Here is a 19,816-nt window from a genome sequence, read left to right as displayed (position 1 = left end):
AATACATCGAGATATTCTACAACCGCCAACGACGCCACTCGCGCCTTGGCTATCTGGCCCCGGCCGTGTTTGCCCTGAACTTCTGCACAAACACGGCCGCCGCTTGAGTTGGGAGTGTCTACTATTGACAGGACACCTCATGAATTATGAGGGCAGAAACCGGTTTAACTCGATGAAGGAGTTGAACGAGATGTTCAACCTCTACTGGCGGCGGGTGGTGCCGCTGGGGCAGACCAGCAGCATCGCCGAACTTTATGAGGGAACTGCATGAACAGAGCCGATAACGCAATTGTCCTCTATCAGACTCCGGACGCGGGTCATCGACGATTACGCCTACGCTCTGGCAACCCTAGACCGCTACGACCACGGTCCCTTCCTGCTCGCGATCTCTGCGGCAGGAGTACATCCCCCTTCAGAGCGCGATCACTGGCCGGCACCGGAGTATTTAGCAGCGCATCGGCGGGAATGGCGGTTGTGACCCCCCTCAATCCCCCCTATTTCATAGGGGGGAAGCGAACGACGTGAGCAGGGGGGTGGTATTCCTATTTCACAAGGAGACACCATGAACATTGTCGCGATCATTGCCAGCCCCCGAGGGATGAAGGGAAATACCGGGCGGTTGCTGGAAGAGGTCCTGTCCGGAGCAAGGGAAGCCGGGGCTGAGACGGAAATTCTTTCCCTTTCTACCCTGAAGGTGCAACCGTGCGTCGGATGCGATCTCTGCCACAAGACGGGTACCTGCTCCATAGGGGACGACTACGAGGGGATCAAGGAGAAACTCCTTGCCTGCGACGGTTTCATCCTGGCCAGCCCCAATTACATTTTCAGCGTCACTGCCCAGATGAAGGCGCTGTTCGACCGTTGCTGCGGTCTGATTCACTGCATGGCCCTGGAGGGGAAGTACGCGGCCGTCGTGGAAACATCCGGGGGCGGCGAGGACGCGGAGGTGATTTCATACATGGAGCGGGTCGTCAACACCCTGGGGGCAACCTCCGTCGGCGGCATCGGCTCCCCCATTGCCGGCATCAGAGCCTTTCCCGATGAGGCGCACCTTTATGACCAGGCCCGCACCCTGGGTCGCGAACTTTGCCGCTGCATCAGGGAGAAGCGGCGGTTCCCGGAGCAGGAGCCCTTTCTCGGCGCATTCCGGGAGAGGATGTCGGGGCTGGTTGAATTCATGGAGGAGTGCTGGGTGTTCGAGCGTGATTACTGGCGGGACAGAAACGATAGTGGCATCGGCCATGTTCGAAGTGCAGTACAACGATGAGATGGAGGCGGAAATTCAGCGCCTCGAGGCGAAGAACCGTGCCGTCGCCGCCGGCCATACGGGCAAGTGGCCATACAAGCAAATAGCTGTTTTGTGTATAGTATGTCCAAAAAATATGGACATACTATGCTTAAAATTGCTATATTGCTGTCATCACACCGGAGATGGTGATCATGACGAACGCCCTGTTGCTCAAAAGCATCCCCTATGAGGAGTTTGACTACCAGACTCTGCTGGATGCCGTTCATGGGTATGCCCGGCCACGGATGAAAATATCCGGGATGCTGGCCAAGGGAGATATGATCCGGGTCAAGAAGGGGCTCTACATCCTCGGCGAACCGCTGCGTCGGCGGCCCTTCTGCCGGGAACTGCTCGCCAATCTCATCTATGGCCCATCCTATGTTTCCCTCGAATACGCCTTGCACTATCACGGCCTGACCCCGGAGCGGGTTGAGGCGCTGACCTCGGTTACCTGTGGGCGGTCACGGACCTTCGATACCCCGGTCGGTACTTTTTCCTATCGAATGATCCCGCTGGAAGCCTTTCGCACCGGTATGGACCGCGTTGAACTGGATGATGGTCGTTCCTTCCTCGTTGCCATTCCGGAAAAGGCACTTGCAGACCGGATCGTTGCCGACCGGGGCGCCGGTATCTCCACACAGAAAGAGTTGCACGACTATCTGCTATCCAGCCTTCGCATCGACCCCGCCAGTCTCCGTGAACTCGATCCGGTCCGTGTTGCGGAGATTGCCCGTGTTTACCGATCCCGCAGAGTAAAGCTGTTGGCCGATCTGATCAGCCGCCTGAGAAAAGGAATACGATGATGCATGAGGCCGTGACCCGCATGCTTGCCAGATACGAACCGAAGAGTGTTGACGACTCGGTCAGGGCTCTTCGGGAGATTATTCAGGAGGTGGCACTGCTCGGACTCTGGCGGTCAAAGTTTTTCGAACATGCTGCGTTCTACGGCGGCACCGCTCTTCGTATACTGTACGGACTCGATCGGTTCTCCGAGGATCTGGATTTTTCGCTGCTTGAACCGTCACCTGATTTCAATCTTGCGCGTTATACAGCATCACTTGAGGAAGAATTGTTGGCATTCGGCTTCAACGTCCGGGTGGAAATGGTCGACAAGGCCGTGGAATCTGCGGTTCAGTCTGCGTTTCTCAAGGCGAACACCCGTAACGAACTCCTGGTCATCGAGACTGGTGAAGAGCTTGCCGGTCAGGTTTCCGCTGGACAGGTGCTGAAGGTGAAGATCGAGGTGGATACGGACCCGCCACCCGGGTTTACCACCTCGACCCGCTATCTGCTGCAACCGATACCCTTTGCCGTTCGGAGTTATTCGCTCCCGGACCTGTTTGCCGGCAAGATGCATGCACTCCTCTTCCGCAAGTGGAAAAACCGGGTCAAGGGGCGCGACTGGTACGATTTTGTCTGGTATGCAGCCAACCATCCGCAGTTGAATCTTGCCCACCTTGAGCAAAGGATGCGACAGACCGGTCATTGGAGCGGGGAACTGTCACTTTCTCCTGCAGCGTTTAGTGAGCTGCTGTTTGATACCATTGACCGGCTTGATGTCAATCAGGCACGTAAAGACGTGGCGCCATTCGTCAAGGATCAACAGGTGCTCACTCTCTGGTCGCACGACTTCTTCCGAGATGTTGCGAGACGAATTCAGGTTGAAGGGTAACAACCTATGCCTTCACGGCAAGTATCACGCTCGACGCCTTGAAGAGCGCGCTGACCTCGTCACCCTCCTTCAGTTCCATGCTCTTAACGCTCTCTTCGGTGATGATCGACGACACCGTCAATCCTCCCGCAAGAGCAAGGCTTATTTCGGCGTTTACCTGGCCATGCCTGATACCTTTGACAGACCCTGCGAGTACGTTGCGCGTACTGAATTTCAGATCCTGTGCCCCTTTGGCAATGATCACGAGTGGCGCCTTGATGATGGCATAGGAGTCGGAACCGGTCTTGAGTCCCAGATTCTCCAGGCTTTCATTGGTAATGACCGCTATGATCCTGTTCCCGCCCGGCAAGGCAAGTTCAACCTCGGAATTTATGGCTCCCCGTTTAATTCCGGCTACGGTGCCCGGAAAACAGTTTCTGGCACTGATCTTCATATGCTGCCTCCCTGCTGCTTGATTTCACTCCTATTATTGAAGTATGCAGCAGTTTCTGAAGACGTCAAGCACGAGAAATCCAGGCAAATCGTAGCGTCAGAGAAAATCAGATCACTACCTCTTCTACCTCCATATCAAGCAGGTTTATGGCGAGTTTGCGCCCTTTTCCCTGCCTTCCCACGCCAAGAAGAACCTTGCAGGTTTCCGCTACCTCCAGGCTGGCGATCACCGCCGGAGTAAACGAGGGATTGCCGAGCTTTTTCTCGATCCCCGTCCCCCCTTCACGGCCCGCGTAGAGCTGTTGCAGCGTTCTTTCTCCGGGCAGTTGGGTAAATACCTGGCCGTACCAGCCGCCAATGGCGCCATGCACGAAGGGTATACCCATTTCGCCGCAGACCTCAGCCAGTTCCAGGCGGACCGTAACCGAATCCAATGCATCAACCGCAACGTGAGAATCCCGGAGAAGTTCCGACCCGTTTCCCCTGGTGAATGTTTCCCTGAGCGGAATCAGGGTGACCGCCGGATTAATCTGCGCAATCCGCGCCGCAGCCGCCTCGACCTTGACTTGGCCCAGCTGGCCGGGACTGGAGAGGAGCTGACGGTTCAGATTGTGTTCGACGAAGATGTCGGGATCGATGGCGACAATCGTCCCGACGCCCAGGCGGGCCAGTTCCTCGATGATGTACCCCCCCAGCCCGCCGCAGCCGATGACGGCAACCCGGCTCCGGAAGAGGCGGAGCTGCTGCCCGGTCGTGAGCATCTCGCGGTTGCGCTGGTAACGGGCCGGCAGGAGTCCGAGCTCCAGGATCGCCCCTTCGGCCTCGGCAAGGGTGAGAGTGAAACGCTCAGTCATTTCCACCTGGCATCGCCACGGCACCAGATCCCCCTCTGCGTGTTGCCGTATATACTCTTCGAGGGATTGCATCTCATCCCCCCCCCAGAAGAGGGAAGAGGGCCAGGGTGTCCCCTTCGGCAAGCCGGTGGTCGAGCTTCACATGGCGGCTGTTGACCATCATGATCCCCACTTCATTTTCGGGGAGGCTCAGTTCCCTGACCACGTCGGCGACCGTGGTCCCTTCCGGGTAATCGCGCGATTCGATGCTGAAGCGACCGATACGAAAGGTTGCAAACAGTTTGACGGTTACGTTCATGTCTGTCACCTGAAGTTGACCGTGAGGCGCACGGTCCCGCCCGTGCAGAAGGGATTTGTTGCCCGAAGGAGTCCGGAGCCCACCGGCGTGCCGTTGAGAACGGCACTGTCGCACGCTTCCCAGAAGGTTTCGTCACGATCCCGAAAAAAGGCGGTTACCTCTTCGCAGCTCATCAGCAGGCCGCGTTTCAGAAACTCGGGTCCCAGTTCGGGAAGGAGGATGTTGAAGAGCTTGACCCGCACCGTGCCGATCCGGTCGGTGGCGCCGGTGGCGGTTTCCTGATGGGTCATGCTGCTGCGCATTGCGGCCAGGTGCCCGCCACGCCGCATGGTTGCCCCGACCAGTCCGGGCATGGCGCCCGAAAGGGCTACGGTTGCACCATCCCTGACTATGGCTGAGTTAACGTTGTCGGTTGCTTTTGAGTCAAGGAAGATGGTGGTGATCCGCGAGGCCACATACTCGGGCGCAATTCCCCACTGACGGCAGAGGAGGCGTTCGAGTGTGCATCCCACGTGGGCCGTGACGAGAAATCCCCGCTGGAGGAGTGGAAAGAACTCACTGGCCAGGGCGGGGGGAAGCGTGAGGGTGAGGCGAGTGAGAGGAGCTTCCATGGTCAGGCCTTCTCCCTTCGACGGATTAATATCACGTGGGGGCGGAACTGCCGCTCCGCCCCCACATGCTTCCTACCAGTTGAATACGTCGTCCAGTTCCTCATCCTTCATCATGAAGGTCTGGTTGTGGGGTGCGACCGGCTCGGTGTAGAAGAAGCGCGGCAGCCGATCGTGCTGCTTGCTGAAGCCGGCCCGGGTGTTGAAGTCCCGCTCGGCTGAGAGGACTTTTTTGCCGAGGGCTACCACGTCATCGCCGGTCATGGTGATGCCGTGGAACGAGCCGAGCATGTCGAGGAGCGCCTGGAAGGTCTCCGGCTGGTCCATGATGGCAAAGGCGATGAAGAGGCACATGCCGGTGGAGTCGATGGCGGCGGTGGCGATCTGCAGATTGCGCGACAGCTCGATCTGCCCCTCGGTCTTTAACGGATCCACGTCGCCGCCCACCTTGAGGATGTTGGTGGCAATGGCGTAGCCCGCGGTGTGATCGGCACCCTGGGTGCTCGTGGCATAGGTGACGCCGATCCCCTGGATGGGGCGGGGGTCGTAGGCGGGGAGCGCCTGGTCCTTGACCACCGGCACCCGCTCCACGCCGAACACCTTGCCGGTTACGGCGGCGCCGCTGCCGAGGATGCGCCCCAGCGGTGTCCCCTTGCCGACCTCCTCCATGAGCCGGATGGCCCCCTCGCGGTCACCGAACTGAATGACTCCCGCATCCATGGCCACCCCGATGGTGACCCCCATCTCGATGGTGTCGACGCCGATATTGTCGTCCATGAAGTCGAGGCGGGCGATGGTGTCCAGGTCGTCGATGCCGCAGTGCCCGCCATGGGACCAGACCGTCTCGTATTCAGGCTGCTTGGTGAGGTAGTGGCCGTCCTTGTCGTTATAGATGCCGGAACACTGAATTACGCAGCCCCGGTGGCAGCCGTGGGTGGCGGTACCGCCCCGCTTCACTTCCAGTTCCGCCTGGGCCTCGCCGCTGATGTTGGCGGCGCCGGCGTATTGCCCTGTTTTGAAGTTGTAAGTGGGGTAGCCCCCCGCCTCGTTGAGGACGTTGGTCAGCACGTTGGTGCCGTAGGCCGGGAGCCCCTCGCCGGTGACCGGGTGCTTGCGCAGCCCCTCCACGAACTTCCGGTTGGCGTCCCGGTACTTCTCGGGATCCTTCGGCGGGCGCATCTTCATCCCCGCGTCGTCAAGGATGATCGCCTTGACCCGCTTGGCGCCCATGACCGCCCCAACGCCGCCGCGGCCGCAGTGGCGGGTCGGACGGAGCTCAGGGTCGGTGCAGGCGATGGAAGCCGCCAGGAGCTTTCTCTCACCGGCGGTGCCGATGGACATGTAGGCGACCTTGTCCCCATACTCCTTCCGCAGTTTCTCGATGACAGGGTAGTTGTCCAGCTCCTTCAGGCTGTTGTCGACGATGACCTGGATGCCGTCCTTGTTGATGAGGATCTTGTAGAGGTCGTCACCCTCGGGCTTCCCTTCGAGGATGACCGCGGCGTAGCCGAGCCGCGCCAGCACCTGGGCGGCCTGGCCCCCGGCGTTGGACTCCTTGATGGTGCCGGTGAGGGGGCTCTTGCACCCCACCGACAGCCGGCCGGTCATGGAGCCGGTGGTGCCGCTCAGCATGCCGGGAGCGATCACCAGCTTGTTCTCTGCCCCCAGCGGATGGCAGAGGGGGTGCACTTCCTTGGCAACGACCAGCGATGTCATCGCCCGCCCGCCGAGCCCGGCATACTCGCCGAGCCCTTCCACTGTTACCGTGGGGCCACCCGCTGCTCCCATGTTGATCCGAGCAATCTTGTCCATGCGTTTACTCCTTTCCCTTTTCCTGGATTGTGTGGTCTTCAGCCACGATAATTCTCCTTTCCAAAGGGAGGCTTTGCCGTTTCCGGCAAAACCCAGTGGCCTGACACCATGGGACAACCATCATCCCCGCAGGAAGGCAGGCTCGGAGAAAGTGTACTATGTATCTTTTCTAGCCGGCCGCTTCCATCTGCCGGAGAATCACCACCCGGTAGGAAGCGAAACACCGTCTGCTCAGGCATCCCCAGAAGACCCCGGCCCCGTAGGCGACCTGCTCCAACAGGTAGATGCCGGTGAAGCGAATGAATGACAGCCGCGGCTTCTTGATCCCGTGATCCACCTTTGCCGCGCACCCCAGAACACCGATGGCCACCAGGCCGAAGAGCGGGAAGAACAGGGAGAGGGCCAGGAGGGGGATGGCGTAGTAGCGAATCAGGTGGTAGCTGAGATAGTAGACGAGGCTCCCCAGGGCTCGCAGCCGGCCGGACACCAGGGCAGGAAGCCCGACGGGCAGCTTCCGGCGGGCGAACCGCACCCGCACGACCGTTGCGTCCACCGCCAGGACCCCCGCGGCCATGAGGAGTGTCCACCCCCCGGTGAACGGAGCCATGACGCAGAGGGCAAGGAGCAGGGCCAGGAGCGGCGGAACGACCATCCGCTTGCGGCGGTGGGGATGGAGGATCTGGAGCATCCCCTCGGAGGTGCCGTAATCGAAGCGGCGGGACATGAACGAGCGAAGCGTGCTCCGGTGCTCGTGCAGGACCCTTCCCGCCGGCAGGTAGGCGATGGTCCACCCCTCGTCCCGCAGACGCCAGGTCAGGTCCACGTCTTCGCCCACGTGCATGGTGTCGTCGAAGCCGTCCACGCTGCGGAACGTGAGGCGGCGAACCAGGAGGTTGCAGCTCGGCAGGTAGAAGGTGTCGTCTCCGCCGCTTCCCGTGCGCTCCCGGGAGCCGAGGGAGAGGCTGGACATGACCGCCTCGTAGCGGTCCACGGTCGATTCGGTGCACATGCCGTCCACCAGTCCCCCCACGGCCGCCGTCCGATGATCGTCGAAGGCCGGAATCAGCTCCGCGAGCCACTCCCTGGAGGCGGTGCAGTCGGAATCGATGAAGGCGAGGATATCACCCCGGGCGGCCGCCGCCCCCACATTGCGGGCCGCCGCCGGTCCCCGGCCCGTACCCCCCGACGAGACCACCCGGGCTCCGGCCTGCCGCGCCACCTCTGCAGAGTCGTCGCTGCTCCCGTCGTCCACCACAATTATCTGGAGCTTCTCCCGGGGATAGGTGAGGGTGGCGAGTGAAGCAAGGCAGCGTTTGAGCTCCTCCGCCCGGTCCTTGACGGGGATGACTACACTGACGGTGGGAAGCGCCGACGGTTGTTCCGGTGCATTCCGGAGCCGCTCCATGAAGCCCTTTGCCGCCAGGTGCTCGAGGACGTCGGCCTCGGCGGCGGTCGCGGCGGACAGGGGACCCTCCATCCCGCGCCTGACGAGTTCCGTCAGGGAACGGTTCAGGCGAAGGACGCAGAGGGGAGTCTTTGTTACGAGAAAGTTTTCACCCCCCCGTTCCATCAGTTCCACATGCCGCGACAGGCGATAGATCATGACGCTGCCTCCGGTGCGATTCCCTCTTCGCGAAAAATCCTCAAAAGCTCCGTGGTCGTTTCATCAGCCGAGAGAAGATGTGTTTTCCCCTCACGGGCCTTGATGCCGCCCGAGAGAAGGGAGATTATCCGCTCGAAGGCGGGGAGCTGCGGGTCCGGGGTCACGAGCCGCACCGGGTCGGGGCGGGGCGTGCCGAACTCCGCCGTCGTGAGATAGGCTCCGGTTGCGCCGACCTCCCAGAAGGGGAGCCCCAGGTCAGCCAGTTCCCACTCCTCGATGGGAGCGGTCAGGGATCGGGTGATTGCCTCGATGGAGGGGTAGCGGGGTGTCTGCCCCTCGTCGAAGAGCACCGTGCAGGGGAACGGTGCTGCGACTTTCTGCCGGGCACCCCGGTCCCCCTTGCGCAGGGCCTCTACTCCCTGCGGCTTCAGGGTTAGCGCAACGGCTGCGGTGATGCAGGGGGCGCCGGTGGCGGCGGCGGCCAGGGCCGGCACCGGGTCGTCGCCACGGTCCGCCAGACGGTTGCCGGTGAAGAGGAGGGTAGGGGAGAGGATACCAACGATCCGGGCCAGGATACGGGCGTCGGCCACCGCATCGCCCCCCTCCAGGCCATGGTCCCAGAACCGGATCCCCCGGTCCGCACCCAGGGAGAAGGCGAGGCGGAGTGTGTCGTCGAGACGCTCGGGACCCATTGCCAGCACTGTCACGGCGCCTCCGAGGCTGTCCTTGAGCCGGAGAGCCTCTTCCAGGGCAACGAGGTCGGCCTGGTTGGGGACACGCCGAAGGCCCCGGTCGCTGATGCCGGCGCCCCGCGTCGTTACGCGGGCGGGAGGGCGGGGGTCGTTGACCTCCCGGAGGAGGACGAGGATGTGAAGGTTTTTGTAGGGCATATCTGAAATCTCCTACCTAGTTATCGCGCGATCATCACGTCATCCGGTACGCCACCCCGAACCCTCCCCGGGGATAACGCCAGCGGGTGAAGGCATTGCGGTGGCAGACCACGTAGCAGGTGCCGCATTCAAGACAGCCGTCATGGACGAAGGTCATCTTCTTATCCTCCTCCGACCAGGTGTAGCAGCGGGCCGGACAGGAGTTGGTGCAGCCGCGGTTGTCGCAACCCACGCAGACCTGGGGATCGAGGACGATGTGGGGTTCCCGGTCGATGGTGAAGCTGGTGAAGTCGAAAATCTCATCGATGTTCATAGTGCTCTCCATGCGCTGAAGGCGTCGGCCGCCAGGTTCTTGAGCCCCACCTTCTCCTTTGCCGTCTTCAGGAACAGCTTGGACAGGTTCTCCTTGGGGGTGCCTTCGATGCGGTAGATGTACTCCATCATGCCGCAGACCAATTCCGGGTACTCGTTGTAGATGCGGTCGTTGTGGAGCATGTGGGGAGCCTTCCGGTAGAGCTTCAGGTCCTTGATGACGTAGCTGTCATTCATGAGCTGCCGGTACACCTCGAGCCCCCGCCGGCTGAAATCACCCGCCTGGTGGGCGGCGATGACCGCCTGGCCGGCGAGGACACCCGAATGGGAGGCCAGGTTGATCCCCTCCAGGTTGAGGCCGGTGGCGTTGCAGAGGGCCGCCGCGTCGCCGGCAACGAGGATGCCGTCGCCCACCAGTTCGGGGATCATGTTGTATCCGCCCTCGGGAATCACGTGGGCCGAGTACTCCTGCAGTTTTCCCCCCCCCACCATCTTGGCCACCTGTGGCTGCTCCATGAAGGCGTTCAGCAGATCGTAGGGGGTCTTGCCGCTGGTCCGCAGGCTCGCCAGGTGAAACACGAGGCCGACGGAGAGGGAGTCGTAGTTGGTGTAGAGGAAACCTCCACCCCTGACCCCCTCGGTGCAGCCGACGAACTCGTTGGCGAAACCCTGGTCCCGCACCAGGCCGAACCGGTCGTCGATGAGCTCTCTCGGCATGTCGATGAGCGCCTTGACCCCCACCGCCATCTGGGCCGGGTCGAAGGTTGGCTGCCGGAGCCCCGCCTTCTTGGCGGTGAAGGAAAGGACGCCGTCGGCGGCCACCACCACCGGTGCGGTCAGTTCGCCCTTCCGGTCGAGGATGGTAACGCCGGCCACCTTGCCGTTGCGGACCACGACGTCATCCACCGTGGCCCGGGTGATGAGGGTGGCGCCGGCCTTGACCGCCTCGTCAGCGAGCCAGCGGTCGAAACTGGGGCGGAAGATGGTGTAGCCGTTATAGGGGGGGCGGTCGAAGCTGCCTGCTTCAATGGTCGTCGAGAAGCTGGAGTCGCCGGTCATGAAGGTGACGCCCTTCTTGACGATGTGGCGCTCCAGGGGGGCCCGCTCCCAGAAGTCGGGGAACACCTCTTCCAGGGAGGGGAGCCGGTGGAGCACTCCGCCGAACATGTTCTTCTCGCCGGGGAACGTCCCCCGCTCCAGCAGGGCCACCTTCATGCCTGCCCGCGCCATGGTCAGGGCGGCGGACGAGCCGGCGGGGCCGGCCCCGACAACTATCGCATCATAGGATGTACTCATTGCGCACCTCCGACGGCCGCTTTAACCCGCTCCAGGAGGGACGGCAGCACTTCCTTCAGGTCAGCCACGAACCCCTCGTCGGAGTTGGCGAAAATGGGGGCCTTGGCGTCGCTGTTGATCGAAATGATCCGGCGGGAGTCCTTGATCCCTCCCACATGGTGCATGGAGCCGGAAATGCCGAGGGCCAGGTAGACACGGGGGGTAACGGTGCGGCCGGTCTGCCCCACCATCCGCTCGAAGCCGGTCCAGCCCAGGTCGTAGACCGGCCTGGTCACGCCGAAGGATACGTTCAGCAGGCGGCAGAGCTCCTTGAGCTGGTCGAAGGTGGCCTGATCGCACCCCTTGCCGGCGCTGAAGATCACCTCCGCCTCGGTCAGATCGACGGTCTGGGGGTCGGGCGGTATCCGTTCGGTAACCGTTGCGGCGGCATCGGTCGGGAGGGCGAGGGGATGCCAGACCGTCAGAGCCGGCGTGCTGGGGCGGACCGTCGGCATGAGCACCTGGCTCAGGGAGCGGACCGGGACGGTGATGACCAGGGGGCGGGAGCCATCCCACTCTTTCGTTTCCGCAACCCGCCCGCCCAGGGCCTGCCGGGAGAGTCTCACCCCGTCCCCTTGCCGGCGCGCGGTGACCACTTCGGTGAGGATGGCGGCATTGAGGGTGGCGGCGATCATGGGAGCAAGGGTCGCCCCCAGGTCGTTGTGGGGGAGCACGATGATCTTTGCCGTGGTCTCCGTAGCAAGCTGGCCCAGAAGCCTGCCGAGATGCGCAGGGGTGTCGAGCGCATTGTCTCCTCCGGCTACACAGGTGATTGCCGGCACGCCGTAGGCGGCAAAGGCGGCCAGATGCTCACCCGCGGGTTCGAGGAGGGTGGCGGTCCCCCAGGGGGCGTCGAGGAAACCGGCCAGGCGCGATCCGTAGGAGAGGAGCCCCCGGCCGGTTTCGTCCAGTTCGCCGCCGGGCAGATCGACAAAAACGAGGATCTTTCCGTTGCCGCTCATCAGATCTCCCTCCCGAGCCGATGACCTTCCCAGATGGCCATGTCCACCTTGCGGGGGGCCACGCAGTCGCCAATCCGGTACAGCTCCTCCACCTTTCCCTTGAGGGCCATGTAGAGGGAGTCGTCCACCTTCTGCCCCATGGCCAGGACGATGGTATCGAAGGGGCCCCACTCGTCCCACTGGTTGGAGTAGACGTTGAACCCCTTCACGGTCTTGGCGCCGGTCTCGCCGCCGACCTCCATGACGGCGATGTCGGGGGTGAACGTTACACCCTTCTGCAGGAGCCGCTGCCGGGTCAGGTAGAGGTCCTGGGTCGGGCCGAGCTCCGCGCCCACAAAGAGGCTGGAGGTGATGACGTGGACCGACTTTCCCTGGATGGCCATGTATTCGGCGGTGGCGCTGGCCCGGTGGTGTCCGTCGTAGTCGATGAGGCAGACCTTGTCGCCCAGCTCCGCCTCGCCGTCCAGCACCTGCCAGACGTTGTACACCGAGGGGCCGTCGGCCCCCCCCACCGGGTGCTTCTTGGGGAGGCTCCCGGTGGCGATGATCACCACATCGGGCTTTTCCTCCAGGACCTTTTCCGCGTTCACCTCGACGCCGAGATTCACCTTCACCCCGGCCTTGGGCACCTGGTCCTTCTCATTGCGGATGATGACGCCGAATTCGTCGCGCCCCGTACCCTTCATGGCGGTCCGCACCTGCCCGCCGAGGGCCTCGTTGCGGTCGTAGAGGGTGACGCTGTGGCCACGACGTCCGGCCATCTTTGCGGCCCACATGCCGCCCGGGCCGCCGCCGACGACGGTCACCTTCTTCCTTACGTTGGCCTTGGTGAGGGTTCCCTCCCCCCACTCCTTCTCCCGGCCGATGGCCGGGTTCTGGACGCAGCCAAGGGTCTTGTTCATGCCGATCCGGCCGATGCACCCCTGGTTGCAGGCGATGCAGTACCGGATGTCGTCCATCCTCCCTTCCTGGGCCTTCTTGGGGAGGAAGGGGTCGCAGATGAGGCCCCGGCACATGCCGATCATGTCGGCCTGGCCGTTGGCAAGCACCTTTTCCGCCATGACCGGGTCGTTGATCCGGCCGGTGCAGAAGACCGGCAGCTTGATCCGTTCCCGGACGCCGGCGGCCAGGGGGATGGTGTAGCCGAGGGGGGTGTGCATGGAGCCTTCCACGAGATAGAGGTTGTAGAAGGTGGCGATGGAGAGGTCCATGAAATCGATGAGGCCGCTCGCCTCGAACCGGGCGCAGATCTCCTGGACCTGGCCCAGGTCGAGGCCGCCGGGGATCATCTCGTCGGCGCACATCCTGATGCCGAGGGTGAAGTCGTTCCCCACGGCTTTGCGGACGGCACTGATGAATCTGAGGGGGGCCCGCATCCGGTTCTCCAGGCTGCCGCCGTACTCGTCGGTGCGGAAGTTGGTCAGGGGCGAGAGGAACTGGCGGGCCAGGCTGGAGTGGCCGAACTGCAGCTCGATGCCGTCGAATCCCCCCTCCCGGACGTGGATGGCGCTCTTGACGAAGTAGTGGGCAACCTCTTCGATATCCTCCGGCTCCATCTCCTTCGGGGTTTCCCGGAAGAGGACGTCGGGGATGGGGGAGGGGGCCCAGACCGGCAGGCGGGAGATGGATCCGTCTCCCTGCTGGCCGTTGTGGTTCAGCTGGGCGAAGATCTTACTGTCGAACTGATGGACGTAGTCGGTGATCTTTTTGAAGCCGGGGATCACCTCGGGGTGGTAGACGTCGATCAGCTTCTCGTAGGCCATGTCGGTGGGATGGACGCTCATCTCCTCGGTAATGATGAGCCCGGCCCCCCCCTTGGCCCGCTCGCCCCAGTAATACATCTGACGCTCGCTGGGGAGGTTGCCCACTGCCAGGTTGGTCAGGTGCGGCTGGAAGGAAATCCGGTTTTTCACTTCAACCGTCCCCAGTTTCAGGGGCGAGAACAGATTCGGGAACATCATGATGAGGTCTCCTCAAAGGCTCTTATTTATTCTGATGTAGGGGCGCTGCTTGCCGCGCCCTTTTTGCCTCGCAATCGGGCGCAGCAAGCGGCGCCCCTACATTCTGTTATTTCAGGCGGCCGCCGCCCTGTTCGCGTCGGCAATGGATGTCACGCAACGCTCCAGACACTCCGGATCGCCGCCGTTCAGGTCGTTTTTCAGGTGCCAGGCAACGGCCGGACAGCCGCCGTGACACTGGTCGAAGCGCTGGCACTCCTCGCAGGAATGGATCCGCAGCGAACGAAAGGATTCGTAGATCTCCGAGCTGTCCCAGATCTCCTGGAAGCTCTGCTCCCGGAGAGACCCCGCCTTGAACCGGTCGGTCTGGAGAAAGGCGCAGGGATACATGTTCCCGGTGGGGCCGACGCAGCAGGTGAGCTTCGCCGCGCCGCAGAGATTAAGCCCCAACCCCTGGCGCTCCTGACTGGTGAGGGAGAAGAAGCTGTCCCCGGTCCGCACGTCGCCGCTTCGGGCGAGCCAGTCGGAGAACTCCAACAGTTGGGCGGGCGTGGGCCGCAGATCTTCCCAGTTGTCCGCTCCCCGCCCGGACGGACGGAATCGGCTCACCCGGAGCGACACGCCGAGGGAGCGGGCCAGCTCGTGCATGGCCGGAATCTCGCCGGCGTTCTGGGTGGTAAGAACAGTGTTGATGCTGGTGGGGATGGAGGTGGCCGCCAGCAGCTTGATCGCCTTGGTGGCCGCGGCGAAGACCCCTTTGCCCCGGATGGCGTCGCAGGTCTCGGGGGTGGCGCCGTCCATGCTCACCTGGATGGCCACCTGGCGGCTCGTTGCCAGCCGGGCAACCCGCTCGGCGTCGAGGAGGGTGCCGTTGGTGGAGATGCAGGTCATGATCCCCTTCGCATGGCATGAAGCCAGGATCTCTTCGAAATCGGGGCGCATGAACGGCTCGCCGCCGCCGAAATTCACCTGGAAGACCCGGGCCTCGTGCAGCTGCTCCACCAGGTCCAGGGCCTCGGCCGTGGTGAGCTCGCCTTTGGCGGGCTCTCCGGAGGAGGAGAGGCAGTGGGTGCAGCGCAGGTTGCAGGCCAGCGATACTTCCCAGGTCAGGTTTACCGGGGAGCGCATCCCCATTTCAACGTAGCGGTTGCTCACGGAGGAACCCCTTTTCTAGAAGTTTTGTCACAAACTTCTGCAATGCATTCTTCTGCTGGTCGGACAGCCCTTCGGGAAGTTCGTCCCTGCCGCGCACGGTCCCGAAGTAGTCGGGGTGAAGAAGGGTGCCGGTTTCGGCGAAGAGGAGGCGCGGCCCCCGTGAATCGTAAAACAAGAGGCCGAACCCTTCCTGCCGCGCACGGCAGGCCGGATGAAACTCTATGCCTGCCGCCGCCATCTCAGTACACCCCGCAGATGCCGTCGATGGCGAGCTCTTCCACCTTGATTTCTTCCAGGATGCGGGGCTCTTCGCTGCACGTCTCGATTGCTTGCTTTTCCTGTTCCATGGTCTTCTCCTTTTGAATGGGTTTCGGTTTGGCACCACCGGGTGATGCGTCCTTTGATCTCCCTATCTGCAACGGCGGTGCCAAATAATAAAACAGCGATTTGCGCCGTAAAGTCGAAGGATTTCGGCGGTGTGCCGAAGGCGGGCATCCTGAATGTGTAGAGAAATAGGACAACTTGGAAGGGTGGGGTCGAGGCGGGGCGGCGGTGGCATTGTAGCGAATTTCCTCAACGAGGATTTTTGCCACACATTTGCAAACCAATGTTATGTGATCGTGAATACGGGGTTGCCAACGGCGCGGGAACTGCGCTATTCAATAACACGGAGATACGGAGAACGCAGGAGTGTTATTCCGAGGAAGGTGGCCCCCATGCATGAAAAGAACTCCCACTGCTCGTACTGCGGCACCCGTTTTCCCGATGGGCTACCGTGGCCACGGCGCTGCGCAGCGTGTCTCAATTCGAGTTACCTGAATCCGCTGCCGGTGGCCGTCGTACTGCAACCGGTGGGGGAGGGTCTGGTAGTCATCCGGAGAAACATCGAACCCCGGAAAGGGACCCTGACCCTTCCCGGCGGTTACATCGACTGCGGCGAAACGTGGCAGGAGGCGGCACTACGGGAACTGCGGGAGGAGACCGGCATCGATGCCGATGGCGGCGGGATGACCCTCTACGATGTGCAGAACGGATTTGACGACACCCTGGTGATCTTCGGCCTGGCGGCGCCGAAGCCCGGCGAGATCCTCCGGCCGTTCTTCTCGCCTGAGACTCAGGAGGTGGTCCTCATCGACCGCCCCATGGAACTGGGGTTCTCCATGCATACCGAGGTTGTGCGGAGATACTTCGCCGAGAGAGGTGAGGTTCCGGCATGAACATGATATAACGCCGGCATGAGACTCTTGTCCGCCAACATTCGCAAGCTCTACGCCTTCTCCTTCCTCCAGATGACCCTCTTCCCCATGGCGATCATCACCCTCTTCTGGAAGGACCAGATCGGCCTTTCCCTCACCCAGATCCTCCTGCTGCAGAGCATCCTCTCCATCGTCATGGTGGTGATGGAGTACCCAACGGGCTACGTGAGCGACCGCCTCGGCTACCGCGCCGCCCTTACCGTCGCATCCGTTCTGGGGATGGCGGGGTGGGGGATCTACTCCGTCGCCGGCACCTTCGCCCACGTGCTGATTGCCGAGGTTCTTCTCGGGATATCCCTCGCCTTCATCAGCGGCTCCGACAGTGCGCTTCTCTACGAAACCCTCAAGGGGGAAGGGGAGGAGCACGCCTATGCGCGCCATGAGGGGCGCATGAGCGGGTTCGGCCAGGCCGGGGAGGCCCTCGGGGCGGTCTTCGCGGGGGTCCTCTACGCGGCGGCGCCCCTCTCTCCCTTTATCCTGCAGGTGGGGGTGTGGCTGCTGGCGCTGCTTCTGACCCGCTCCCTGGTGGAGCCGGCCCGGGAGCTTACCACGCCAGCCAGCCACCTGGCGGAAGCCGTCCGCACGGCCCGCTACGCCTTTCTGGAGAACCGGCGGCTGCGCTCCACCATCCTGCTGAACGCGGCCCTGGGGCTCGCCTCCTTCTACCCGGTCTGGCTGATCCAGCCCTACATGCAGCATGAGGGGGTTCCCGTGGGATGGTTCGGTCCCGTCTGGACCGGGGCCAACCTGACCGTGGCGCTCTGTGCCGTTGCCAGCCACCGGGTCAGTGTCCATCTGGGGGACCGGCGGATGGTAATCCTGTTTCTGATTCTCATCGGGATGGGATATCTTGGGCTCGGGTTTGTGGGCGGGGTGGGGGGATTTCTCTTCTATTATCTGCTGACCGCCATGAGGGGGCTCCGGGGGCCGATGATGCTCAGCCATTCCCAGAAGGAAACCCCCTCCGCTAACCGTGCGGGGATCCTTTCCCTGCAATCTCTCTGCTTCCGGCTCCTCTTCGCCTGCACCGGACCCTTGGTCGGAATGCTGGCCGACGGGGGAGGCGTGCAGCATGCCTTCCGGATTCTCTCCTATGCCTTCATGATCGTCCTGCCGTCCTTGGCCATACTTTTTCTCCGAAACCTCACCACGTCTCCCGTCGGGCCTTCGCGGTAAATCCACAACGGCCACCAGCAGTATCCTTCCCCCAGACATTTCTTGACAGCACACGCTCCAAAAGTTATTTTTCGTTAGCATTTTCTCCTGATTTCGCCTTGCCTCGCTGCCAAGTCCTGGCTGGAGGCGAATGGCCGGGAAGCCCATTAACCAGGCCATCCGGAAGGATTCGGGCCGAGAAAGATCTGACGGTATACTTGTGGAGAGCCAATGAAATCGCGGCTGAACCTTAAACCGGGACAGAAGGGAACAAAGAAACTCGTCGAACAGTACGGCAAAGCGTTGCTGTATGTCCGGTACCGATATGATGAAAGCCGGGGAGTGCGGTTGAAGACAGTGGAGATTGTTGTCGAGGAAAAGCCTTGGCAGCCCACCGTGAGAATCCGGGATGACGATATCGTGGCTGTAATAGTCAATTTTTCCGAGAAAGCCATGCAAAACCGGCTGAAATCGGTCGGGGGCAAGTGGGATCCGGAGGTGAAGCTTTGGTTTGTACCCTATGGTCCAATCCGCGGCACTGAACTGGAGGAAAGAATCCATAAGGATTACTTCAAGAGGGGCCAGGAATTGTAGTTATCTTATATGGGATACTCGCGTGCATCTTATATAAGAAACCAAAGGCATCTCATAAGAGATGCAAATTCTTATATAGGATGCTTTTCTAACCGGTCAATAACGAGTTAGGTGATAAAGAAATGATGAGTAAAAAGATCAAGCTATGTTTCTCAGTTGCAATCTTATGCATGGCCGTTGCTGGTGATGTGTCTGCAAATAGCAATTCCGATTTATTGATACGAATTCGTGATCCGAAGCTTGTACGTGACTATAGATTAGCCGAAGAATCGGGAAACGTAACGATAATAGACACATACCAAGAAAAATCGAAGGATATTCCCTGGGGCAATTCTATTCGAACTAGCCTGCCGTGGACAGTCTGGGCAGAGTGGAACCCCTCCATAGCCTCAAAGCTCAGGAATTCATTGAAAGAAAAGGAATTCTTTAGCTCAATAGCCATCAGTCCTGATCAGCGTTGGGTAGCATTATCTGTCGGTGATCCTGACAACCAAATCACTAAGAAAGAAATATCTCTCATTAGTGCATCAGACTTGAGAGAAATATTTCGAATAAGACTAACTAAACCCAGGTACGTTGGCGACTTGGCTTGGAGGGTTGATTCAAAAAGATTGTTCGTCTTAGAGTTGACTGATCGAGTCGGTCTAAATCCGCTTGAGCTTATCTCTGCCTTTGCGGGTCATCCAGTCCCACATTACAGCTTTTATTTAGGAATTATTGATTCCGATCTTGGAGGCATTTCAGAAGCGAATAACCCATTTGCCGAGGATATCGAATACGCATCAGGGTGGTTTGCACGGAGTAAACCTAACTAAGCGTGGCAGACGGTCTCCGCTTCGCTACGCCGCTGCACTCTCTCACGTTGAGCGACAAATAAGGAGAGGCAATAAATGCTTGAAATCAAAGATTTGGCTGGAATTAGCGAGCCCCTAAAAAAGTTGATTGAAGTTGTGGCACAGGGTGTTGGTGGAGTATCCCGACCTATGCTGACGCGCAAAAATGCAGATGCAAAGGCTTATGAAATAAAAACTATCGCGCAGGCGATATCTGAAAGTCAAAAACTCCTTGGCCCTGTTGAGTACGAAAATGGAGCAGTTGCTCTAAAATCCTCTCCATCTCTTGAAGTTATGACTCTTCCGGATGCGCCACTCGACAAACGTGTGTTAGCCCGGATTACGTACCAAGAGGCCAAAAGACAATCAAATGTTGAGCAGATTACTCAATTTGCTGCTGACGAATTATATAGTGAAACGGACAAAATTGAAGGCGAAGTTGACAGCGATTGGACAACTAGATTTTTCCGTATTGCAGAAGATGTTTCAAATGAACAAATGCAATCTTTATGGGGTAAGGTTCTCGCTGGCGAAGTGAAAAAGCCCGGATCATACTCCCTCCGCACCCTTGAACTACTAAAAAATATTACTCAATCTGAAGCAGAGTTATTTTCAAGGATTGCTAAATTAGCAATTATCAGTGGAAACAAAATATTTGTAATGAACTACCCCGCAGCAAGCTACGGGGTATCTTAAAAAAGCGTAAGCTGTTCCCGGTGTAGTTGCTGATATTCTTTTTCGCGACCTTGGTTACGGACATACTTTGCAATTGTTTCTTCATTGCCTTTCTGTCCAACGG

The 19,816-nt window shown here is 60.6% G+C and carries 23 protein-coding genes and 1 riboswitch; of the genes, 9 read left to right on the top strand and 14 right to left on the bottom strand.

The genetic code is table 11. The features are described 5' to 3' along the window. Positions 1-139 precede the first annotated feature (139 nt). The 4 genes from RCH91_RS20230 (at position 140) to RCH91_RS20215 (ending at position 2,960) form a co-directional block, all read left to right on the top strand. Positions 140-271, top strand: a complete 132-nt coding sequence (locus RCH91_RS20230) for a hypothetical protein (protein ID WP_306537084.1) — start codon at positions 140-142, stop codon at positions 269-271. Positions 272-562: 291 nt separating this feature from the next. Continuing rightward, positions 563-1,267, top strand: coding sequence for a flavodoxin family protein (locus RCH91_RS20225; protein ID WP_306537082.1), 705 nt, complete (start codon positions 563-565; stop codon positions 1,265-1,267). Positions 1,268-1,440: 173 nt separating this feature from the next. Then, the gene (locus RCH91_RS20220) at positions 1,441-2,091 is read left to right on the top strand and encodes a hypothetical protein (RefSeq protein WP_306537080.1); all 651 of its coding nucleotides are present in this window, start codon (positions 1,441-1,443) and stop codon (positions 2,089-2,091) included. After that, positions 2,091-2,960 (top strand): nucleotidyl transferase AbiEii/AbiGii toxin family protein, encoded by an 870-nt coding sequence (locus tag RCH91_RS20215; RefSeq protein ID WP_306537078.1) that lies wholly within the window; start codon positions 2,091-2,093, stop codon positions 2,958-2,960. The genes RCH91_RS20220 and RCH91_RS20215 overlap by 1 nt, the downstream gene beginning before the upstream one ends. 4 nt (positions 2,961-2,964) lie before the next feature. Here the strand turns inward: RCH91_RS20215 and RCH91_RS20210 are convergent, their stop codons facing one another. From RCH91_RS20210 to mftA, 14 genes are all read right to left on the bottom strand, one after another. Beyond that, positions 2,965-3,393, bottom strand: coding sequence for a molybdopterin-binding protein (locus tag RCH91_RS20210; protein ID WP_306537076.1), 429 nt, complete (start codon positions 3,391-3,393; stop codon positions 2,965-2,967). Between the two features lie 106 nt (positions 3,394-3,499). Further along, positions 3,500-4,318, bottom strand: coding sequence for a HesA/MoeB/ThiF family protein (locus RCH91_RS20205; RefSeq protein ID WP_306537074.1), 819 nt, complete (start codon positions 4,316-4,318; stop codon positions 3,500-3,502). Between the two features lies 1 nt (position 4,319). After that, positions 4,320-4,544, bottom strand: coding sequence for a MoaD/ThiS family protein (locus tag RCH91_RS20200; RefSeq protein ID WP_306537072.1), 225 nt, complete (start codon positions 4,542-4,544; stop codon positions 4,320-4,322). A 5-nt stretch (positions 4,545-4,549) separates the two neighbouring features. Beyond that, positions 4,550-5,155, bottom strand: coding sequence for a hypothetical protein (locus RCH91_RS20195; protein WP_306537070.1), 606 nt, complete (start codon positions 5,153-5,155; stop codon positions 4,550-4,552). Between the two features lie 72 nt (positions 5,156-5,227). Continuing rightward, positions 5,228-6,964, bottom strand: a complete 1,737-nt coding sequence (locus RCH91_RS20190) for an aldehyde ferredoxin oxidoreductase C-terminal domain-containing protein (protein ID WP_306537068.1) — start codon at positions 6,962-6,964, stop codon at positions 5,228-5,230. 37 nt (positions 6,965-7,001) lie between these two features. Further along, a riboswitch (molybdenum cofactor riboswitch) is annotated at positions 7,002-7,124 on the bottom strand. A 9-nt stretch (positions 7,125-7,133) separates the two neighbouring features. Then, complete coding sequence (mftF, locus tag RCH91_RS20185) at positions 7,134-8,567, bottom strand: mycofactocin biosynthesis glycosyltransferase MftF (RefSeq protein ID WP_306537066.1); 1,434 nt, start codon at positions 8,565-8,567, stop codon at positions 7,134-7,136. Continuing rightward, positions 8,564-9,457: an electron transfer flavoprotein subunit beta gene (locus RCH91_RS20180; RefSeq protein ID WP_306537064.1), complete on the bottom strand. Its 894-nt coding sequence runs from the start codon at positions 9,455-9,457 to the stop codon at positions 8,564-8,566. The genes mftF and RCH91_RS20180 overlap by 4 nt, the downstream gene beginning before the upstream one ends. A 34-nt stretch (positions 9,458-9,491) precedes the next feature. Next, positions 9,492-9,770, bottom strand: coding sequence for a ferredoxin family protein (locus tag RCH91_RS20175; RefSeq protein ID WP_306537063.1), 279 nt, complete (start codon positions 9,768-9,770; stop codon positions 9,492-9,494). Continuing rightward, positions 9,767-11,065 carry an FAD-dependent oxidoreductase gene (locus RCH91_RS20170; protein WP_306537061.1) on the bottom strand — a complete coding sequence of 433 codons (1,299 nt, stop codon included), beginning with the start codon at positions 11,063-11,065 and terminating at the stop codon, positions 9,767-9,769. Before RCH91_RS20170 ends, RCH91_RS20175 begins: the two co-directional genes overlap by 4 nt. Next, entirely contained in the window at positions 11,062-12,066 is a 1,005-nt protein-coding gene (locus RCH91_RS20165) for an electron transfer flavoprotein subunit alpha/FixB family protein (RefSeq protein WP_306537059.1), read from the bottom strand. The genes RCH91_RS20170 and RCH91_RS20165 overlap by 4 nt, the downstream gene beginning before the upstream one ends. Next, positions 12,066-14,027 carry a mycofactocin system FadH/OYE family oxidoreductase 2 gene (locus RCH91_RS20160; protein ID WP_306537057.1) on the bottom strand — a complete coding sequence of 654 codons (1,962 nt, stop codon included), beginning with the start codon at positions 14,025-14,027 and terminating at the stop codon, positions 12,066-12,068. The genes RCH91_RS20165 and RCH91_RS20160 overlap by 1 nt, the downstream gene beginning before the upstream one ends. A 111-nt stretch (positions 14,028-14,138) precedes the next feature. Continuing rightward, entirely contained in the window at positions 14,139-15,179 is a 1,041-nt protein-coding gene (gene mftC, locus RCH91_RS20155; RefSeq protein ID WP_306537055.1) for a mycofactocin radical SAM maturase, read from the bottom strand. Beyond that, positions 15,160-15,417 carry a mycofactocin biosynthesis chaperone MftB gene (gene mftB, locus RCH91_RS20150; protein ID WP_306537053.1) on the bottom strand — a complete coding sequence of 86 codons (258 nt, stop codon included), beginning with the start codon at positions 15,415-15,417 and terminating at the stop codon, positions 15,160-15,162. The genes mftC and mftB overlap by 20 nt, the downstream gene beginning before the upstream one ends. A 1-nt stretch (position 15,418) precedes the next feature. Beyond that, entirely contained in the window at positions 15,419-15,526 is a 108-nt protein-coding gene (gene mftA / locus RCH91_RS20145; RefSeq protein ID WP_306537051.1) for a variant-type mycofactocin precursor, read from the bottom strand. Positions 15,527-15,895: 369 nt separating this feature from the next. On the opposite strand from mftA, the gene RCH91_RS20140 reads away from it, so the two are divergent. The 5 genes from RCH91_RS20140 to RCH91_RS20120 all read left to right on the top strand — a co-directional run bounded on the left by RCH91_RS20140 (position 15,896) and on the right by RCH91_RS20120 (position 19,713). Then, on the top strand, positions 15,896-16,396 hold the full coding sequence (locus RCH91_RS20140) for an NUDIX domain-containing protein (RefSeq protein ID WP_306537049.1): 501 nt from the start codon (positions 15,896-15,898) through the stop codon (positions 16,394-16,396). A gap of 18 nt (positions 16,397-16,414) precedes the next feature. Further along, positions 16,415-17,611, top strand: a complete 1,197-nt coding sequence (locus tag RCH91_RS20135) for an MFS transporter (RefSeq protein ID WP_306537047.1) — start codon at positions 16,415-16,417, stop codon at positions 17,609-17,611. A 210-nt stretch (positions 17,612-17,821) separates the two neighbouring features. After that, positions 17,822-18,184, top strand: coding sequence for a hypothetical protein (locus RCH91_RS20130; protein WP_306537045.1), 363 nt, complete (start codon positions 17,822-17,824; stop codon positions 18,182-18,184). Positions 18,185-18,306: 122 nt separating this feature from the next. Next, positions 18,307-18,999, top strand: a complete 693-nt coding sequence (locus RCH91_RS20125) for a hypothetical protein (RefSeq protein WP_306537043.1) — start codon at positions 18,307-18,309, stop codon at positions 18,997-18,999. 75 nt (positions 19,000-19,074) lie between these two features. Continuing rightward, positions 19,075-19,713 (top strand): DUF2806 domain-containing protein, encoded by a 639-nt coding sequence (locus RCH91_RS20120; RefSeq protein WP_306537041.1) that lies wholly within the window; start codon positions 19,075-19,077, stop codon positions 19,711-19,713. Positions 19,714-19,816: the final 103 nt, after the last annotated feature.

It is taken from the genome of Geobacter sp., assembly GCF_030834625.1.
In the GTDB taxonomy this organism is placed as follows: Bacteria; Desulfobacterota; Desulfuromonadia; order Geobacterales; family Geobacteraceae; genus Geobacter.
This window is presented reverse-complemented; position numbering and strand designations above follow the sequence as displayed.

Coding starts and splice junctions, on each gene's coding strand:
- RCH91_RS20175 (WP_306537063.1), bottom strand. CDS start 9,770: ATGAACATCGATGAGATTTTCGACTTCACCAGCTTCACCATCGACCGG.
- mftA (WP_306537051.1), bottom strand. CDS start 15,526: ATGGAACAGGAAAAGCAAGCAATCGAGACGTGCAGCGAAGAGCCCCGC.
- RCH91_RS20125 (WP_306537043.1), top strand. CDS start 18,307: ATGATGAGTAAAAAGATCAAGCTATGTTTCTCAGTTGCAATCTTATGC.
- RCH91_RS20200 (WP_306537072.1), bottom strand. CDS start 4,544: ATGAACGTAACCGTCAAACTGTTTGCAACCTTTCGTATCGGTCGCTTC.
- RCH91_RS20120 (WP_306537041.1), top strand. CDS start 19,075: ATGCTTGAAATCAAAGATTTGGCTGGAATTAGCGAGCCCCTAAAAAAG.
- RCH91_RS20165 (WP_306537059.1), bottom strand. CDS start 12,066: ATGAGCGGCAACGGAAAGATCCTCGTTTTTGTCGATCTGCCCGGCGGC.
- RCH91_RS20130 (WP_306537045.1), top strand. CDS start 17,822: ATGAAATCGCGGCTGAACCTTAAACCGGGACAGAAGGGAACAAAGAAA.
- RCH91_RS20170 (WP_306537061.1), bottom strand. CDS start 11,065: ATGAGTACATCCTATGATGCGATAGTTGTCGGGGCCGGCCCCGCCGGC.
- RCH91_RS20160 (WP_306537057.1), bottom strand. CDS start 14,027: ATGATGTTCCCGAATCTGTTCTCGCCCCTGAAACTGGGGACGGTTGAA.
- RCH91_RS20220 (WP_306537080.1), top strand. CDS start 1,441: ATGACGAACGCCCTGTTGCTCAAAAGCATCCCCTATGAGGAGTTTGAC.
- RCH91_RS20195 (WP_306537070.1), bottom strand. CDS start 5,155: ATGGAAGCTCCTCTCACTCGCCTCACCCTCACGCTTCCCCCCGCCCTG.
- RCH91_RS20210 (WP_306537076.1), bottom strand. CDS start 3,393: ATGAAGATCAGTGCCAGAAACTGTTTTCCGGGCACCGTAGCCGGAATT.
- RCH91_RS20215 (WP_306537078.1), top strand. CDS start 2,091: ATGCATGAGGCCGTGACCCGCATGCTTGCCAGATACGAACCGAAGAGT.
- RCH91_RS20205 (WP_306537074.1), bottom strand. CDS start 4,318: ATGCAATCCCTCGAAGAGTATATACGGCAACACGCAGAGGGGGATCTG.
- RCH91_RS20230 (WP_306537084.1), top strand. CDS start 140: ATGAATTATGAGGGCAGAAACCGGTTTAACTCGATGAAGGAGTTGAAC.
- RCH91_RS20135 (WP_306537047.1), top strand. CDS start 16,415: ATGAGACTCTTGTCCGCCAACATTCGCAAGCTCTACGCCTTCTCCTTC.
- RCH91_RS20180 (WP_306537064.1), bottom strand. CDS start 9,457: ATGCCCTACAAAAACCTTCACATCCTCGTCCTCCTCCGGGAGGTCAAC.
- RCH91_RS20190 (WP_306537068.1), bottom strand. CDS start 6,964: ATGGACAAGATTGCTCGGATCAACATGGGAGCAGCGGGTGGCCCCACG.
- RCH91_RS20140 (WP_306537049.1), top strand. CDS start 15,896: ATGCATGAAAAGAACTCCCACTGCTCGTACTGCGGCACCCGTTTTCCC.
- RCH91_RS20225 (WP_306537082.1), top strand. CDS start 563: ATGAACATTGTCGCGATCATTGCCAGCCCCCGAGGGATGAAGGGAAAT.
- mftF (WP_306537066.1), bottom strand. CDS start 8,567: ATGATCTATCGCCTGTCGCGGCATGTGGAACTGATGGAACGGGGGGGT.
- mftB (WP_306537053.1), bottom strand. CDS start 15,417: ATGGCGGCGGCAGGCATAGAGTTTCATCCGGCCTGCCGTGCGCGGCAG.